The 14,161-nt window shown below is 54.4% G+C and carries 12 protein-coding genes; 4 read left to right on the top strand and 8 right to left on the bottom strand.

Going from position 1 to position 14,161, the window contains the following annotated elements; genetic code table 11:
* Positions 1-162: 162 nt before the first annotated feature.
* Together norV and norW are read left to right on the top strand one after the other, a co-directional pair.
* The gene (gene norV / locus AB4H76_RS05855) at positions 163-1,602 is read left to right on the top strand and encodes an anaerobic nitric oxide reductase flavorubredoxin (RefSeq protein WP_000029625.1); all 1,440 of its coding nucleotides are present in this window, start codon (positions 163-165) and stop codon (positions 1,600-1,602) included.
* On the top strand, positions 1,599-2,732 hold the full coding sequence (gene norW / locus AB4H76_RS05850) for an NADH:flavorubredoxin reductase NorW (RefSeq protein ID WP_000064749.1): 1,134 nt from the start codon (positions 1,599-1,601) through the stop codon (positions 2,730-2,732). The genes norV and norW overlap by 4 nt, the downstream gene beginning before the upstream one ends.
* A gap of 127 nt (positions 2,733-2,859) precedes the next feature.
* On the opposite strand, the gene hypF is transcribed toward norW, so the two are convergent.
* The 3 genes from hypF to ascG all read right to left on the bottom strand — a co-directional run bounded on the left by hypF (position 2,860) and on the right by ascG (position 6,951).
* Positions 2,860-5,112 (bottom strand): carbamoyltransferase HypF, encoded by a 2,253-nt coding sequence (gene hypF / locus AB4H76_RS05845; RefSeq protein WP_085452723.1) that lies wholly within the window; start codon positions 5,110-5,112, stop codon positions 2,860-2,862.
* A 152-nt stretch (positions 5,113-5,264) separates the two neighbouring features.
* Positions 5,265-5,792, bottom strand: a complete 528-nt coding sequence (gene hydN, locus AB4H76_RS05840) for an electron transport protein HydN (protein ID WP_001078777.1) — start codon at positions 5,790-5,792, stop codon at positions 5,265-5,267.
* Between the two features lie 148 nt (positions 5,793-5,940).
* Positions 5,941-6,951, bottom strand: coding sequence for a DNA-binding transcriptional regulator AscG (gene ascG, locus AB4H76_RS05835; RefSeq protein WP_001402444.1), 1,011 nt, complete (start codon positions 6,949-6,951; stop codon positions 5,941-5,943).
* 259 nt (positions 6,952-7,210) lie between these two features.
* Between ascG and ascF the strand changes: the two genes are divergently transcribed.
* Together ascF and ascB are read left to right on the top strand one after the other, a co-directional pair.
* The gene (gene ascF / locus AB4H76_RS05830; protein ID WP_001107856.1) at positions 7,211-8,668 is read left to right on the top strand and encodes a PTS cellobiose/arbutin/salicin transporter subunit IIBC; all 1,458 of its coding nucleotides are present in this window, start codon (positions 7,211-7,213) and stop codon (positions 8,666-8,668) included.
* Between the two features lie 8 nt (positions 8,669-8,676).
* The gene (gene ascB / locus AB4H76_RS05825; RefSeq protein ID WP_000110320.1) at positions 8,677-10,101 is read left to right on the top strand and encodes a 6-phospho-beta-glucosidase AscB; all 1,425 of its coding nucleotides are present in this window, start codon (positions 8,677-8,679) and stop codon (positions 10,099-10,101) included.
* Positions 10,102-10,259: 158 nt separating this feature from the next.
* On the opposite strand, the gene hycI is transcribed toward ascB, so the two are convergent.
* From hycI to hycE, 5 genes are read right to left on the bottom strand one after another with little or no spacing between them, the layout of a single operon-like run.
* Entirely contained in the window at positions 10,260-10,730 is a 471-nt protein-coding gene (gene hycI / locus AB4H76_RS05820; RefSeq protein WP_000132961.1) for a hydrogenase maturation peptidase HycI, read from the bottom strand.
* Positions 10,723-11,133, bottom strand: coding sequence for a formate hydrogenlyase assembly protein HycH (gene hycH / locus AB4H76_RS05815; RefSeq protein WP_001291921.1), 411 nt, complete (start codon positions 11,131-11,133; stop codon positions 10,723-10,725). The genes hycI and hycH overlap by 8 nt, the downstream gene beginning before the upstream one ends.
* Positions 11,130-11,897 (bottom strand): formate hydrogenlyase subunit HycG, encoded by a 768-nt coding sequence (gene hycG, locus AB4H76_RS05810; protein WP_000067392.1) that lies wholly within the window; start codon positions 11,895-11,897, stop codon positions 11,130-11,132. The genes hycH and hycG overlap by 4 nt, the downstream gene beginning before the upstream one ends.
* A complete protein-coding gene (hycF, locus tag AB4H76_RS05805) occupies positions 11,897-12,439 on the bottom strand; it encodes a formate hydrogenlyase subunit HycF (protein ID WP_000493785.1) in 543 nt (180 codons plus the stop codon). The genes hycG and hycF overlap by 1 nt, the downstream gene beginning before the upstream one ends.
* 9 nt (positions 12,440-12,448) lie before the next feature.
* Complete coding sequence (gene hycE, locus AB4H76_RS05800; RefSeq protein ID WP_001288122.1) at positions 12,449-14,158, bottom strand: formate hydrogenlyase subunit HycE; 1,710 nt, start codon at positions 14,156-14,158, stop codon at positions 12,449-12,451.
* Positions 14,159-14,161 lie beyond the last annotated feature (3 nt).

The following is a 14,161-nucleotide window of genomic DNA, read 5'->3' as shown; positions in this document are numbered from 1 at the left end:
ATAGATATTGTCATATTGACCATTTGATTGATAGTCATTTTGACTACTCATTAATGAGCATAATTTTATTTATAGAGTAAAAACAATCAGATAAAAAACTGGCACGCAATCTGCAATTAGCAAGACATCTTTTTAGAACACGCTGAATAAATTGAGGTTGCTATGTCTATTGTGGTGAAAAATAACATTCATTGGGTGGGTCAACGTGACTGGGAAGTGCGTGATTTTCACGGCACGGAATATAAAACGCTGCGCGGCAGCAGCTACAACAGCTACCTCATCCGCGAAGAAAAAAACGTGCTGATCGACACCGTCGACCATAAATTCAGCCGCGAATTTGTGCAGAACCTGCGTAATGAAATCGATCTGGCGGATATCGATTACATCGTGATTAACCATGCAGAAGAGGACCACGCCGGGGCGCTGACCGAACTGATGGCGCAAATTCCCGATACGCCGATTTACTGTACTGCCAACGCTATCGACTCGATAAATGGTCATCACCATCATCCGGAGTGGAATTTTAATGTGGTGAAAACTGGTGACACGCTGGATATCGGCAACGGCAAACAGCTCATTTTTGTCGAAACGCCAATGCTGCACTGGCCGGACAGCATGATGACTTACCTGACAGGCGACGCGGTGCTGTTCAGTAACGATGCTTTCGGTCAGCACTACTGCGACGAGCATCTGTTCAACGATGAAGTGGATCAGACGGAGCTTTTCGAGCAGTGCCAGCGTTACTACGCCAATATCCTGACGCCGTTCAGCCGCCTGGTAACGCCGAAAATTACCGAGATCCTGGGCTTTAACTTACCAGTCGATATGATAGCGACCTCCCACGGCGTGGTCTGGCGCGATAACCCGACGCAAATTGTCGAGCTGTACCTGAAGTGGGCCGCTGATTATCAGGAAGACAGAATCACCATTTTCTACGACACCATGTCGAATAACACCCGCATGATGGCTGACGCTATCGCCCAGGGGATTGCGGAAACCGACCCACGCGTGGCGGTGAAAATTTTCAACGTCGCCCGAAGCGATAAAAACGAAATCCTGACCAATGTCTTCCGCTCAAAAGGCGTGCTGGTCGGCACTTCGACGATGAATAACGTGATGATGCCGAAAATCGCCGGGCTGGTGGAGGAGATGACCGGATTACGCTTCCGTAACAAACGCGCCAGTGCTTTCGGCTCTCACGGCTGGAGCGGCGGTGCGGTGGATCGTCTTTCCACGCGCCTGCAGGATGCGGGTTTCGAAATGTCGCTTAGCCTGAAAGCCAAATGGCGACCAGACCAGGACGCTCTGGAGTTATGCCGTGAACACGGTCGCGAAATCGCCCGTCAGTGGGCGCTCGCGCCGCTGCCGCAGAGCACGGTGAATACGGTAGTTAAAGAAGAAACCTCTGCCACCACGACGGCTGACCTCGGCCCACGGATGCAGTGCAGCGTCTGCCAGTGGATTTACGATCCGGCAAAAGGCGAGCCAATGCAGGACGTTGCGCCAGGAACGCCGTGGAGTGAAGTCCCGGATAACTTCCTCTGCCCGGAATGCTCCCTCGGCAAAGACGTCTTTGAAGAACTGGCATCGGAGGCAAAATGAGTAACGGCATTGTGATCATCGGTTCGGGCTTCGCCGCCCGCCAACTGGTGAAAAATATTCGCAAACAGGACGCCACTATTCCATTAACCCTGATTGCCGCCGACAGCATGGATGAGTACAACAAACCTGACCTCAGCCATGTTATCAGTCAGGGGCAACGTGCCGATGACCTTACCCGCCAGACGGCGGGTGAATTTGCCGAGCAGTTTAATCTGCACCTGTTTCCACAAACCTGGGTGACGGATATCGATGCCGAAGCCCGTGTGGTGAAAAGCCAGAATAATCAGTGGCAATACGACAAGCTAGTACTGGCAACCGGTGCCAGTGCCTTTGTCCCGCCTGTGCCTGGGCGTGAGTTAATGCTGACGTTAAATAGTCAGCAAGAGTATCGCGCCTGTGAAACGCAACTGCGGGATGCCCGACGCGTGTTGATTGTTGGCGGTGGTTTGATTGGTAGCGAACTGGCGATGGATTTTTGTCGTGCAGGCAAAGCGGTCACGCTAATCGACAACGCTGCCAGTATTCTGGCGTCGTTAATGCCACCGGAAGTAAGCAGCCGCTTGCAGCATCGGTTGACGGAGATGGGCGTTCATCTGCTGTTGAAATCTCAGTTACAGGGGCTGGAAAAAACGGATTCTGGCATTCTGGCAACGCTGGACCGCCAGCGTAGCATCGAAGTGGATGCGGTAATTGCCGCCACCGGACTGCGCCCGGAAACCGCCCTGGCACGACGCGCCGGGCTGACGATTAATCGCGGCGTTTGCGTCGATAGTTATCTGCAAACCAGTAATGACGATATTTATGCGCTGGGCGATTGCGCGGAAATCAACGGTCAGGTACTGCCATTCCTGCAGCCGATTCAACTTAGCGCGATGGTGCTGGCAAAAAATCTTCTCGGCAATAACACGCCGCTGAAACTACCGGCGATGCTGGTGAAAATCAAAACGCCGGAATTACCGCTGCATCTGGCAGGCGAAACCCAGCGTCAGGATTTACGCTGGCAAATTAATACCGAACGCCAGGGAATGGTGGCTCGCGGTGTTGACGATGCTGACCAGCTTCGCGCCTTTGTGGTCAGTGAGGATCGGATGAAAGAGGCATTTGGATTGTTGAAAACATTGCCGATGTAGGTGGGCTACTGTGCCTAAAATGTCGGATGCGACGCTGGCGCGTCTTATCCGACCTACGGGGACGCATGTGTAGGCCGGATAAGGCGTTTACGCCGCATCCGGCAATGGTGTCCAAATGCAACACGTTTTATCCGTTCTGGACTTCACCCGCTAACCAACGCGCCGCAGCAATAACCCCCTGCCCCAGAGACAAACCGCCATCACCCGCCGGTAAACTCTGTGGAAAGAGCAATGTGAAATCAGCGAGATAATGCGCCAGACGTGCACGCAGCAAACGGTTATGAATAACCCCGCCGCTAAATACCAGCGTAGTGATACCACGCATCGTGGCCTGCTCACGCATCAACGCGGCAAAACCCTGCGCCAGCGCATCATGAAACGCCCACGCGCGTTGATTAACCGGTGCCTGCCAGTTCAGCCACTGCTGCCAGAAAGCGGCGAGATCCAGTTGATTGTCCACCAGCGGCATCGTCACCGGATGCGTCACTCCGTGGCATGAGGCTGCGAGCGCCTCCAGAGCACAAGCCGCTTCACCTTCATAACTTAACGTGGCTGGCGCACAGCCCAGTGCCGCCGCCACTGCATCGAACAACCGCCCACACGATGACGCCAGCGGCGCGTTAATTCCACGCTCAATGGCCCGCGCCAGCACGCTCCAGTTTTGCTGTTGCACACTTGCTGTTTCAGAGTAATTCTGCCACTCCGGCACAAAGCGCAGGCACTGCGCCAGCAGGTTTCGCCACGGCTGCTTCGCTGCCAAATCGCCACCCGGAAGCGCCACCGCAGGCAAGCCGCCCAGGTGCTGGCATTCGCGATAGTTCACCCGCAGGCACTCGCCGCCCCACAAAGCGCCGTTCTCCCCCATACCGATACCGTCGAGCGTCAAAGCAATGACATCACCGCCATCCAGCGGCCACTGATGCTCTGCCAGACACGCCGCTGCGTGGGCATGATGATGCAGCACCGTTTGCGTCGGCAGATTCATTTCGCGCGCCCACTGGCTAGAGACATAGCCCGGATGCGCGTCATGCACAACGTATTGCGGAGTGAAATCGTAGATGTTTTGCATCAGGCGTAACGCTTCGCGCCACTGCATCTGGATGCCATCGTCACTTAAATCGCCCAGATGCTGACTCAACACCGCTTGTTCACCGCGCACCAGGCAGAAGGTGTTTTTCAGATCCGCGCCGAGACACAGCACAGGCGGAACATTTTTAAAGCCCGGAGGCAAAGCCAGCGCATCCGGCACATACCCCCGCGAACGGCGCAGCATTTCGCCGCTTTCGCGCACCACCGAATCATCCATCCGCTGCACGATGTCGCGGTTATGTATCAAGAATCCGTCGGCAATGCCCTGCAAATCCGCCAGCGCCTGTTCGTTGCTGATAGCTGGTGGTTTACCGCTCAGGTTGCCGGAGGTCATCACCAGCGGGCATTGCAGTTCCTGTAACAGCAAATGCTGGAGCGGGTTCGCAGGCAACATTACCCCGACTTCGTTAAGGTCAGGGGCGATATCATCACAAAGCTCAGGAACGTATTTTTTATCCACCAGCACAATCGGTGCGGCGGGCGTGGTAAGCAACTGGCGCGCAGCGTCTGGTAAACCGTCAGCCACTGGCAACATGACCGCCAGCGGTTTCGCCGGGCGATGTTTGCGCGCCCGCAGTGTCGCCACCGCGTTACTGTTACGTGCATCGCAGGCAAGATGAAATCCGCCAATCCCTTTGATGGCGACAATGTTGCCCATTTTTAACTGTGCGATAGCCGCCTGTAATGCCGCCTCTTGTTCTGCATGTTCACCATGACTTACCCATTCAAGATGCGGGCCACACTCCGGGCAGGCCACCGGCTGGGCGTGGAAGCGACGATCGAGCGGGTCGCGGTACTCTTTGTCACAGGCCGGACACAACGGAAACGCCGCCATCACGGTAAACGGGCGGTCGTAAGGCATGGCGCGAATAATGGTGAAACGCGGGCCGCAGTGGGTACAGTTGATAAACGAATAACGATAACGCCGTTCGCCTGGGGTATTCATTTCGGCAAGGCAAGCAGGGCAAGTAGCGGCATCCGGGACAATTTGCGTATTCATGGCACCTCCCGCGCTCTGGCGGATGGTGAACTCAGTGGGCAGTTGTGACCAGATGTACGGCTCACGCTCGACGCTATCAATACGCGCCAGCGGCGGGCAGTGCTGATGCAATTGAACAAGAAACGTTTCCGGGTCTTCCCGCAGCCGGACTTCTACGCCATCGCCGTCATTACAGACATCGCCGTGAAGATTTAATTGCTGTGCCAGCTGCCAGACAAACGGACGAAAACCGACGCCCTGCACTTTGCCACGAATACGCAGTTGGACACCGCAAGATGTGTTTTTTGCCATTGAGTTATTCCCGCCATCATGAATTGCGTAACCCGCCCAGCCGGACACGACAGCGTCGCATCCGGCAGTCACAGGTCGGCGATACCGCCCGCTCCGTATTCTACGAATATTTCCGGGAATTCCTTTGATGCCAGAACAGTTCTGTAAGATTTTTAGAACATCAGCGCCGTACGGCGGCGTTTTTCTGCACTCAGTTGTTCAAGTTTATTACGATCGACACAAATCAGCGCATGAGTCGGGCAAGCCGCCATACACGCCGGGCCGTCTTCACGATGGTTGCACAGGTCACATTTATTGGCTTCGGCTTTGTCAGCCCGTACATTCAGCCCCGCGCCGCTGTTGCGAATCACCGGACGTACCACCACTTCCATCGCGCCATACGGGCAAGCCACAACGCAGGTTTTGCAACCAATGCAACGTTCCTGCATCACATGAACAAACCCTTTATCACGGCTGATAGCACCATTCGGGCAGACGTTAGCGCACGGTGCATCTTCACACTGACGGCAAACTGTCGCCGTGGAAATGTTCACACCTTTAATGACATGGATACGCGGTAAAAATGTTTCCGGGGTCAGCGATGCACAGTCCTGATTTTCCTGATGAGAAACCACGCACGCCACTTCACAGGTACGGCAACCAATACATTTACTCGCGTCAGCAATGATGAAACGGTTCATCAAATTCTCCAGCAATGACAGTTAATGCGCCGATACATTCACAAATCATGCCAGTTTTTAATTCACTGTTATTTAAGGAAATTAATTTCTGTAATGCAGGAAAAAAGATGTCATCGACACTAGTGACGATGACATGTGATGACAATGTTTATCGCGAAAGAGCAATGAGTGAGTCGCGGCGGATCAGTTTTCCGCTGAAGGTTTTCGGCGGTGAGAAATCCCCGCCATCGAGCATAAAAATCAGCCGTCCAATAATTTCCTGAATCATCTCAGTCACCGGAATTTTTACGCTGGAGAGCGCCGGAACGATATAGGGGGCAATTGCGATATCATCGAATCCGATAACTGACACCTGCTCTGGCACCGCTACGCCGCGCTCGTGCAACGCTTTCATCGCACCTATCGCCATATCGTCGTTACTGGCAACTAACGCGCTAAATTTAGCCCCACGTTCGAGCAACGTTTCTACCCCTTCGGCCCCGCTGGCGGGCGTCCATTTACCGTTAGCGATAAGTTTTTCATTGAGCGCAATACCATGCTGCGCCAGCGCGTCTTTATACCCAGCAAGACGTTCAATGCTGGTGGGGGAATCCATCGAGCCGGTAAGGAAAGCAATCTCCTGATGTCCGGCGTTTATCAACTCTGCCACGGCATTAAAGCTGGTCTGTTTATGATCGCACCAGACGCTATGGCTGCTGTTTTTGCGCAGGCGGCGATTAAGCACCATTATCGGCTGACTGTGCGCGTCAATGATGTCATCGATCTCATCCACGCTTAAAAAACGCGGGTAAATCATAATGGCGTCGCAGCGCAAATCCAGCAGATACTGAATCGCCTGGCGCTCTTCTTCGGCGCTGTGTTTACCATCTGCCAATAGCAACTGCCGCCCTTTCTCTTCCGCCATTCGCGCGGCATGAAAGAGTAATTCACTAAAATAAATGCCGTGGTAAAGCGTGTTGGTCACTACCAGCCCCAGCGTCTGAGTACTCTTCGCCGACAGATTGCGCGCCAGCAAGTTTGGGCGGTAACCGCTCTCTTCTACCGCCTGAAACACGCGATCTTTAGTCTCCTGGCTGACGTAGCCATTACCTGAAAGCACGCGGGAAACGGTCGCTTTTGAAACCCCGGCGCGCTTCGCCACTTCCAGCATCGTCGTCATCATTTTCATCCCTTTACACGCAATCAACGCAGTGTACTGCACCGTTTGCCGATTGTCCTTGCGCAATCGGCGGGAAAAATATTCAGGTGACCGGTTTCACAAATATAAAAAATGAACAATTAACTCTCTTGCTTATTTAGTGACAACTATTCATGATTTTGTGAAACCGGTTTCCTAATTCCGTTTCAGCATCGGCATTTTTCCGTTACGTCGACTGATAACAACTACATCTACCCTACTGATAACAGGATAAAATCCGATGGCCAAAAATTATGCGGCGCTGGCACGCTCGGTGATAGCGGCACTGGGCGGCGTTGATAACATCTCGGCGGTCACGCACTGTATGACGCGTTTGCGCTTTGTTATCAAAGATGACCAGCTTATCGACAGCCCGACGTTAAAAACCATCCCCGGCGTGCTCGGCGTGGTACGTAGTGACAACCAGTGTCAGGTGATTATCGGCAATACCGTTTCACAAGCCTTTCAGGAAGTCGTCAGCCTGCTGCCGGGAGATATGCAGCCCGCACAGCCCGTGGGTAAACCCAAACTCACGCTGCGTCGCATTGGTGCAGGGATCCTCGATGCGCTGATCGGCACCATGTCACCGCTGATCCCGGCGATTATCGGCGGATCGATGGTCAAACTGCTGGCGATGATCCTCGAGATGAGCGGCGTGCTGACAAAAGGATCGCCGACCTTAACCATTCTGAATGTGATTGGTGACGGTGCTTTCTTCTTCCTGCCGCTGATGGTCGCGGCATCTGCCGCCATCAAATTTAAAACCAATATGTCGCTGGCGATTGCCATCGCGGGTGTGCTGGTACATCCGAGTTTTATTGAACTGATGGCGAAAGCGGCCCAGGGTGAACATGTCGAATTTGCCCTGATTCCGGTCACCGCGGTGAAATACACCTACACAGTGATCCCGGCGCTGGTGATGACCTGGTGCCTGTCATATATCGAACGCTGGGTGGATCGCATTACACCGGCGGTGACCAAAAACTTCCTCAAGCCAATGCTGATTGTGTTGATTGCCGCACCGCTGGCAATCCTGCTGATTGGCCCGATTGGTATCTGGATCGGTAGCGCCATTTCGGCGCTGGTTTACACCATTCATGGTTATCTGGGCTGGCTTTCAGTCGCCATTATGGGCGCGCTGTGGCCTCTGCTGGTAATGACCGGGATGCACCGCGTCTTTACGCCAACCATCATTCAGACCATTGCCGAAACCGGCAAAGAAGGGATGGTCATGCCGTCAGAGATCGGCGCTAACCTGTCGCTGGGCGGTTCATCACTGGCGGTGGCGTGGAAAACGAAAAACCCGGAACTGCGCCAGACGGCGCTGGCTGCGGCGGCATCAGCCATTATGGCGGGGATTTCCGAACCGGCGTTATACGGCGTGGCGATCCGCCTGAAACGTCCGCTTATCGCCAGTCTTATCAGCGGCTTTATTTGCGGCGCGGTTGCCGGTATGGCGGGGCTTGCCAGCCACTCAATGGCAGCGCCGGGGCTATTTACCAGCGTGCAGTTCTTCGATCCGGCGAATCCAATGAGCATCGTCTGGGTGTTCGCGGTCATGGCGCTGGCGGTCATGCTGTCGTTTATCCTCACACTGTTGCTCGGCTTTGAGGATATTCCTGTTGAGGAAGCGACTGCCGAGGCGCGAAAGCATCAGAGCGTACAACCGACCGTCGCCAAAGAAGTAAGTCTTAATTGAGGATGAAAATGTCAGTATTTCCAGAAGGTTTTTTATGGGGCGGCGCGCTTGCCGCCAACCAGTCTGAAGGTGCGTTCCGTGAAGGTGGCAAAGGGCTGACCACTGTCGATATGATCCCACACGGCGAGCATCGAATGGCGGTGAAACTGGGGCTGGAAAAACGTTTTCAGTTGCGCGATGACGAGTTTTATCCCAGCCATGAGGCGACGGATTTTTATCATCGTTATAAAGAAGATATCGCCCTGATGGCAGAGATGGGATTCAAGGTTTTCCGTACCTCAATTGCCTGGAGCCGTCTCTTTCCGCAGGGCGATGAAATCACGCCCAATCAGCAGGGCATTGCTTTTTATCGTTCTGTCTTTGAAGAGTGTAAAAAGTACGGTATCGAACCGCTGGTCACGTTGTGCCACTTCGATGTGCCGATGCATCTGGTCACCGAATATGGCTCCTGGCGTAACCGCAAGCTGGTGGAGTTTTTCAGCCGCTACGCCCGGACCTGCTTTGAAGCATTTGATGGTCTGGTGAAATACTGGCTTACCTTCAATGAAATCAACATTATGTTGCATAGCCCGTTCTCCGGCGCGGGTCTGGTGTTTGAAGAAGGTGAAAATCAGGATCAGGTGAAATATCAGGCCGCGCATCACCAGCTGGTTGCCAGTGCGCTAGCCACCAAAATCGCCCATGAGGTTAACCCGCAAAATCAGGTGGGCTGTATGCTGGCGGGCGGTAACTTCTACCCTTACAGTTGCAAGCCGGAAGATGTCTGGGCGGCGCTGGAGAAAGACCGGGAAAACCTGTTTTTTATCGATGTGCAGGCGCGGGGCACGTATCCGGCTTACTCTGCCCGCGTATTCCGCGAAAAAGGGGTAACCATCAACAAAGCACCGGGCGATGATGAAATCCTGAAAAACACCGTCGATTTTGTCTCTTTCAGCTATTACGCCTCGCGCTGCGCCTCGGCGGAGATGAACGCCAACAACAGCAGTGCGGCGAACGTGGTGAAATCGCTGCGTAATCCGTATCTACAGGTGAGCGACTGGGGCTGGGGAATTGATCCACTCGGTCTGCGTATCACCATGAATATGATGTACGATCGTTATCAGAAGCCGCTGTTTCTGGTGGAAAACGGCCTGGGCGCAAAAGATGAATTTGCTGCCAATGGCGAGATTAACGACGACTATCGCATCAGCTACTTACGCGAACATATCCGCGCAATGGGCGAAGCGATTGCAGACGGCATTCCGCTGATGGGCTACACCACATGGGGCTGTATTGATTTAGTTTCCGCCTCTACGGGTGAAATGAGCAAACGCTACGGCTTTGTCTTTGTTGACCGTGACGACGCAGGCAACGGTACGCTGACGCGCACGCGTAAGAAATCATTCTGGTGGTATAAAAAAGTGATTGCCAGTAATGGGGAAGATTTAGAGTAGGTAACAGTGCCGGATGCGGCGTGAACGCCTTATCCGGCCTACATGTCGCACGAACCATGAAGGCCCGATAAGCGCAGCGCATCGGGCAATTTAGCATTTGGCATCAGAGCTGGTTCACCCCATCAAGAACATCCCTGTCCTGATTCCTTAATGAAAAACTACTCTTCTTCCACCGCTAACTGCGCGAAGCCGCCATTTCCTTCCCAGCCTTCCAGTCGTTGATAAACGGTTTCTACCGCATCTTTAATCGGCTGGGTCATCGGGTAGTAAAAGCCGACGATATCCGGCTGAATGCCGAGGAAAATCACTTCGCCAATATCTTCTTTCAACTGGTCGATAAGGTAATTCAACGGCATGTTATGGGTAGTCATCATAAACATCTCGGCGATATCATCCGGGTCGATGATGCGGATCTCGCCGGGGTTTAGCCCCATATCCGTGGCGTCGACAATCAGCAGTCGTGTCGGGCGCAGTTCACGGATAGCGACGATGTCGTTTTCCGGTGCGCTACCGCCGTCAATCACCACCCAGTTACCTTTCGGCGCGGCGGCGCACTTTTCCGCCAGCAGCGGACCTGCGCCATCATCGCCCATCATGCTATTGCCAACACAGAGTAAAACGTCAGTCACGCAGTCTCCTCACCATCAAATAGATGGCGTTTTCCTGATGAATATCATGCAGCATACTTAACAGCATTGTACTCCATTCCTGCTGCTGCGAAGTTTGCGCTGCCCGGGCTTTATCGAATGCATTGGCCAGCATCGGCACATGGTTAATGTCGATGACGATCTCACCATATTTCGGCACGCCTTCCATTTTGCGGCGGGCTTCACTGCCTGCCTCCAGAGTGGCAATCCATGCCAGATATTCATCCCACGGGCAGGTGAGCGCCGCTTCCAGGCAATCGATAACCCCAAGGTGGTGACCAATCGCCAGGCTGTAATAGACCACCTGCTGCGCCTCGGCGGGCGTGGCATCGTTCTCATCAATAAATTTACGGCTCAGTTGACTGAACACCACCTTTTCACTCATCGGATACGCGCCTCTTCAACAACATGATTCAGATGGCTGACAATCTCGTTCAGACGCGGATCGTTTTCCGCTTCCAGCCAGCGTGCAACCTGTTCTTCGCCCTGCCCTAACTGTGTAAGGTAATCATCGGCAATCTGACGACCGTAACGATAACCCGCCAGGCGACGTGCTTCGCGATCCACTTTCACGCGCAGCGGCTGCACCATATCACCATGCAGGATCTCCGCCGGTTGTTCATCCAGTTCACCCGGCCCACGGGCGTGAATTTTCTGCTCCAGCAGGCCGAGCGCCATTGCAAAGCCGTACAGCGTGGCGGCAGGCGTTGGCGGGCAGCCAGGGATATAAACATCCACAGGGACAATTTTATCCGTACCGCCCCACACGCAGTAGAGATCGTGGAAGATCCCGCCACTGTTACCGCAGGCACCGTAGGAGATACAAATTTTCGGGTCCGGCGCGGACTGCCACGCACGCAGCGCAGGGGATCGCATTGCACGGGTGACCGCGCCGGTAAACAGTAAAATATCCGCATGACGCGGTGAAGGAACGACTTTAATGCCGAAGCGTTCTGCATCAAACAGCGGCGAAAGCGTGGCGAAAATTTCGATTTCGCAACCGTTGCAGCCGCCGCAGTCCACGCGGTAAACATAGGCAGAACGTTTGATTTTTTTCAGTAACGACGCCTTCATGCTGGCGATGGATTCATCCACCGTCATGGGGACCGGAATGCCGTTGGCGTCACGGGGGCCTAATAAATTGCTCATCAGATGGCCTCTTTCATATGGCGAGTCAGTTCAATACGGTCGGACGGCACCAGGCATTTCTGGCGCTTACATTCCGGGCAAGTCTCAAAGCTTTCGCGGTGGTTTTCCGCGCGGCTGTCGCCGTTGTGCTTAAGCAGCGCAATGGCGTAGTCGATCTCTTTCTGGACGGCGAAAGGACGATTGCAGACGCGGCAGTTGCACAGCGCGAAGCGGGACTGTTGCAGGAAGTCTTCTTTCTTCCACACCGCCAGTTCGTACTCTTGCGACAGTTTGATCGCCGCCGTCGGGCAGACTTCTTCGCAGCGTCCACAGAAGATGCAGCGCCCAAGATTAAACTCCCAGGCAAGCTCTCCTGTGGCGAGGTCAGTTTCAACCGTTAAGGCGTTTGACGGGCAGGCATTGACGCAGGCCGCGCAGCCGATGCACTGCTGCGGGTTCTGCTCTGGCTTACCACGGAAGTTTTTATCAACCGCAATCGGCTCCAGCGGATAAGACGAGGTCGCCGTGCCGGTTTTGATGACTTTTTTGATAAAGGTAAACATGGCGATTCCTTATTTCAGCGGCGAGTTTTTACGCTCAATGCTGTAACGCTCGAGTTCTTTGTACGGCACCACTTTGCTCTTCTTCTTACGCACATCGACCACGGTCATGCGGTCGGTACAGGAGTAGCAAGGGTCGAGGCTACCGATAATCAGCGGCGCATCGGAAACGGTGTTGCCGCGCAGCATGTAGCGCAGGGTCGGCCAGTTCGCGTAGGTCGCGGCACGGCAGCGCCAGCGGTACAGCTTCTGGTTGTCGCCGGTCATGCTCCAGTGGATATCATCCCCGCGCGGCGCTTCGGCAAAGCCCAGCGCAAAGCGGTGCGGAATGTAGGTAAAGCCTTCCACCATCAGTGGGCCACCCGGCAGGTTATCCAGACCGTAGTCGATCATGTTCAGCGCGGTATAGACTTCGTTGATACGCACTTTCAGACGGGAAATAACGTCGCAGCCCTGCTCGCTGTGGACTTCCATTGGCAGCAGGCCATAGCCGACAAACGGGTGATCGGCGCGGGTATCACGGGCGTGACCGCTGGCACGGACCATCGGGCCGACGTTACTGAAGTCGCGAGCGATTTCCGGGTCCAGACGACCAATGCCGACAGTGCGCTGTTCCATGTTCGGAGTGCTCAGCAGCACATCCACCAGCTCCTGCACTTCACGACGCATCTGTTGTGCCAGCTGGCGGGTCTGGATCATGTCGTCTTTCAGCAGATCGCGACGAATCCCGCCGATCAAGTTCAGGCCGTAGGTTTTACGCGCACCGGTAAGGATCTCTGCCATTTTCATGGAGGTTTCACGCACGCGGAAGAACTGCATAAAGCCGGAGTCGAAGCCGGTAAAGTGACAGGCCAGGCCAAGGTTGAGCAGATGCGAGTGCAAGCGTTCTACCTCCAGCAGAATGGCGCGGATCATCTGCGCACGTTCTGGCACCTGAATACCCATCGCGTTTTCCACCGACGTGGTGTAGGCGGTGCTGTGGGCAAAGCCGCAGATCCCGCACACACGGTCAGAGAGGAAGGTCACTTCGTTATAACCCATACGGGTTTCCGCCAGTTTTTCCATGCCGCGATGGACGTAGAACAGACGGTAGTCGGCGTCGATAATGTTTTCGCCATCGACGAACAGACGGAAGTGGCCCGGTTCATCAGAAGTGACGTGCAGCGGACCAATCGGCACGACGTTGTTTTTCTTGTCGCCCAGTTCGTTGATGAACTCGTAGGTTTCAGCATCGGTGGTCGGTGCCGGACGCTGACGATAATCCATGCTGTCTTTACGCAGCGGATAAAGTTCATCCGGCCAGTCATCCGGCAGCACCAGACGACGTTCATCCGGCAGACCAACCGGAATCAAACCGTACATATCGCGCACTTCACGCTCGCCCCACACCGCCGCCGGAACGCGCGGCGTCACGGACGGATATTCTGGTTTGTTGGCGTCAACTTCGACGCGAACCGTAATCCAACACTTAGTGCCCTTCTCCATCGACAGCACGTAGTAAACGGCGTAATGACCATTCAGTTTGCGTTCGTCGTTACCAAACAGCACCGACAGCCAGCCACCCTGTTTGTAGTAAAGAAACTCCACCACTTCCGGCAGGTAGTTCACCTTTACGGTGACAGTCAGCTGATCTTTGGTCTGCCAGGCGTGGTCCAGCACGACGCCCGGAAATGCCTCATTCAGCGCGGCGAGATAATGTTGACCTAATTTTTCTTCAGACATGCT

It is taken from the genome of Escherichia sp. UTM R2 (assembly GCF_048593455.1).
GTDB lineage: Bacteria > Pseudomonadota > Gammaproteobacteria > Enterobacterales > Enterobacteriaceae > Escherichia > Escherichia coli.
This window is presented reverse-complemented; position numbering and strand designations above follow the sequence as displayed.

What these genes read in the sequence shown, in the direction of transcription:
- hypF (WP_085452723.1), bottom strand. Translation starts at nt 5,112, where the DNA reads ATGGCAAAAAACACATCTTGCGGTGTCCAACTGCGTATTCGTGGCAAA.
- hycG (WP_000067392.1), bottom strand. Translation starts at nt 11,897, where the DNA reads ATGAGCAATTTATTAGGCCCCCGTGACGCCAACGGCATTCCGGTCCCC.
- norV (WP_000029625.1), top strand. Translation starts at nt 163, where the DNA reads ATGTCTATTGTGGTGAAAAATAACATTCATTGGGTGGGTCAACGTGAC.
- ascF (WP_001107856.1), top strand. Translation starts at nt 7,211, where the DNA reads ATGGCCAAAAATTATGCGGCGCTGGCACGCTCGGTGATAGCGGCACTG.
- norW (WP_000064749.1), top strand. Translation starts at nt 1,599, where the DNA reads ATGAGTAACGGCATTGTGATCATCGGTTCGGGCTTCGCCGCCCGCCAA.
- hycH (WP_001291921.1), bottom strand. Translation starts at nt 11,133, where the DNA reads ATGAGTGAAAAGGTGGTGTTCAGTCAACTGAGCCGTAAATTTATTGAT.
- hycF (WP_000493785.1), bottom strand. Translation starts at nt 12,439, where the DNA reads ATGTTTACCTTTATCAAAAAAGTCATCAAAACCGGCACGGCGACCTCG.
- ascB (WP_000110320.1), top strand. Translation starts at nt 8,677, where the DNA reads ATGTCAGTATTTCCAGAAGGTTTTTTATGGGGCGGCGCGCTTGCCGCC.
- hydN (WP_001078777.1), bottom strand. Translation starts at nt 5,792, where the DNA reads ATGAACCGTTTCATCATTGCTGACGCGAGTAAATGTATTGGTTGCCGT.
- hycE (WP_001288122.1), bottom strand. Translation starts at nt 14,158, where the DNA reads ATGTCTGAAGAAAAATTAGGTCAACATTATCTCGCCGCGCTGAATGAG.
- ascG (WP_001402444.1), bottom strand. Translation starts at nt 6,951, where the DNA reads ATGACGACGATGCTGGAAGTGGCGAAGCGCGCCGGGGTTTCAAAAGCG.